The organism is Pseudomonas sp. HY13-MNA-CIBAN-0226 (genome assembly GCF_040310305.1).
Classification (GTDB): Bacteria; Pseudomonadota; Gammaproteobacteria; order Pseudomonadales; family Pseudomonadaceae; genus Aquipseudomonas; species Aquipseudomonas gregormendelii.
In genome coordinates, this window is record NZ_JBEOPS010000044.1 from 1 (window position 1) to 2,576 (window position 2,576).

The 2,576-nt window shown below is 61.8% G+C and carries 2 protein-coding genes; both read left to right on the forward strand.

Translation table 11 applies throughout. The features are described 5' to 3' along the window. The first annotated feature begins 181 nt into the window (after positions 1-181). Positions 182-1,696 (forward strand): IS21 family transposase, encoded by a 1,515-nt coding sequence (istA, locus tag AAEZ05_RS27575; RefSeq protein ID WP_350649691.1) that lies wholly within the window; start codon positions 182-184, stop codon positions 1,694-1,696. 20 nt (positions 1,697-1,716) lie between these two features. Then, a complete protein-coding gene (gene istB, locus AAEZ05_RS27580) occupies positions 1,717-2,472 on the forward strand; it encodes an IS21-like element ISPsy14 family helper ATPase IstB (protein WP_350649693.1) in 756 nt (251 codons plus the stop codon). Positions 2,473-2,576 lie beyond the last annotated feature (104 nt).

The following is a 2,576-nucleotide window of genomic DNA, read 5'->3' on the forward strand; positions in this document are numbered from 1 at the left end:
TGCGTATTCCACGGCTATCCGGCCACTGATTCCATGAACATCCGGCCACCTATTCCACGGTGATCCGGCCACCCATTCCACGCACATCCGGCCACCCCCAAGGCAGGCAGCAACGCAGGATTAATTCACTACCATCGACCTCTTTTATCGAAGCAGAGAGGTCGTCGTGGAGCGGTTATCCATGCGTAAGATTCGAGAAGTATTACGCCTCAAATTTGAGGTCGGTCTGTCTGCTCGTCAGATATCCACCAGCTTGCAAGTCGGGCGAGCCACCGTCGGTGACTATCTCAATCGCTTTGCGGCCAGTGGCCTGACTTGGCCCTCTGCACTGACAGACGCCGAGCTGCAACGATGCCTGTTCCCGCCAGCACCGACAGTTCCCAGCGATCAAAGGCCGATGCCCGACTGGGCATGGGCGCATGCCGAGTTACGCCGCCCCGGCGTGACTTTGGCTTTGCTTTGGCAGGAATATCGGCTCAGCCACCCGCAAGGTTTCCAATACAGCTGGTTCTGCGAGCACTACCGCCTCTGGGCTGCCAAGATCGATGTGGTCATGCGCCAGGAGCATCGCGCCGGCGAAAAGCTGTTCGTCGATTACGCAGGACAGACTGTGCCGATCATCGACCGGCAGACCGGGGAAATCCGTCAGGCCCAGATCTTCGTCGCTGTCCTGGGCGCCTCCAGCTACACCTTTGCCGAGGCCACCTGGTCGCAGCAACTGCCCGACTGGCTGGGCTCGCATGCGCGCTGCTTCGCTTTTCTCGGTGGGACGTCGGAGATCCTGGTGCCGGACAATCTGCGCAGCGGCGTCACCAAAGCGCATCGCTATGAGCCGGACATCAACCCCAGCTACCGTGATCTGGCTGAGCACTACGGAGTCGCCGTTCTACCTGCCAGGGCCCGCAAACCCAAGGACAAAGCCAAGGTCGAAGTCGGTGTGCAGGTGGTCGAGCGCTGGATCCTTGCGGCGCTGCGCAACCGCCAGTTTTTCTCGCTGGGTGAACTCAATACGGCCATCGGCGTGCTGCTCGAACGCCTCAATCAACGGCCCTTTAAAAAGCTGCCCGGCTCACGCCGCTCAGCCTTCGAAGCCATCGACCAACCCGCGCTGCAACCGCTGCCGGAGCATCCGTACGTTTACGCCGAATGGAAAAAAGTACGGGCGCACATTGACTACCACGTTGAAGTCGACGGCCACTATTACTCGGTGCCGTACCAGTTAGTGAAACAGCAACTGGAGGTGCGTCTGACGGCCAAGACCGTCGAGTGCTTCCACGCCAACCAACGTGTGGCGAGCCACCTTCGCTCGCCTCACAAAGGCCGCCACACCACCCAAACCGAACACATGCCCAAGAGCCACCGCGAACACGCCGAGTGGACGCCGCAACGGCTGATCCGCTGGGCAGAGCAGACCGGGCCGAACACCGCTGGCGTCATCGCCTACATCCTCGAACGCCGAATCCATCCGCAGCACGGCTTCCGAGCGTGCCTGGGCATCCTGCGCCTGGGCAAACAGCACGGCGAAGAGCGGCTGGAAGCCGCGTGCCAGCGCGCCCTGGCGCTGGGCGCATGCAGTTACAAAAGCCTCGAATCGATCCTGCGCCAAGGCCTGGAGCGGCTGCCGCTGGGACAGCAGAACCTACCGCTGTTGCCCGACGAACACATCAACCTGCGTGGCCCTGGCTACTACCACTGACCTGAAAAAGGAACACGAACATGCTACCCAACCCGACCCTCGACAAGCTGCAAACCCTACGCCTGCACGGCATGATCAAGGCGCTTGGCGAGCAACACGCAACGCCCGACATCAATGACCTCAGTTTCGATGAACGCCTGGGTCTGATGGTCGACCGCGAGCTGACCGAGCGTGAAGACGCACGCTTAACGACTCGCCTCAAGGCCGCCCGACTGCGCCACAACGCTTGCCTGGAAGACATCGATTACCGCAGCCCGCGTGGTCTGGACAAGTCGCTGATCCTGCAACTGGGCAGCGGCCAATGGCTGCGCGATGGCCTGAACCTGATCATCGGCGGGCCCACCGGCGTGGGCAAAACCTGGCTGGCTTGCGCGCTGGCCCACAAGGCCTGCCGGGACGGCTACAGCGTGCGCTACCTGCGCCTGCCACGCCTGATGGAAGAACTGGGGCTGGCCCACGGCGATGGCCGCTTCGCCAAACTGATGGCCAGCTACGCCAAAGCTGATCTGATAATTTTGGACGATTGGGGCCTGGCCCCGTTTACGGCGCCGCAACGGCGCGACATGTTGGAGCTGCTGGACGACCGCTACGGGAACCGCTCGACGCTGGTCACCAGCCAGATGCCGGTGGACAAATGGCACGCACTGATCGGCGATCCGACCCTGGGTGATGCGATCCTCGACCGGCTGGTGCATAACGCTTATCGAATCGAACTGAAGGGCGAATCGTTGCGCAGGCGCACGACGAAATTGACGGTGACAGGTACTTCAGACTAACAATGCAAACCTGCGTCGCTGCGCTCCGACTGCCTGGCCGGATGAGCGTGGAACGAGTGGCCGGATGTTGGTGGACTGGGTGGCCGGATGGCGTGGAATGCGCA

Bases quoted from the DNA above. Each gene is read 5' to 3' on its own strand.
- istA (WP_350649691.1), top strand. From the start codon at position 182: ATGCGTAAGATTCGAGAAGTATTACGCCTCAAATTTGAGGTCGGTCTG.
- istB (WP_350649693.1), top strand. From the start codon at position 1,717: ATGCTACCCAACCCGACCCTCGACAAGCTGCAAACCCTACGCCTGCAC.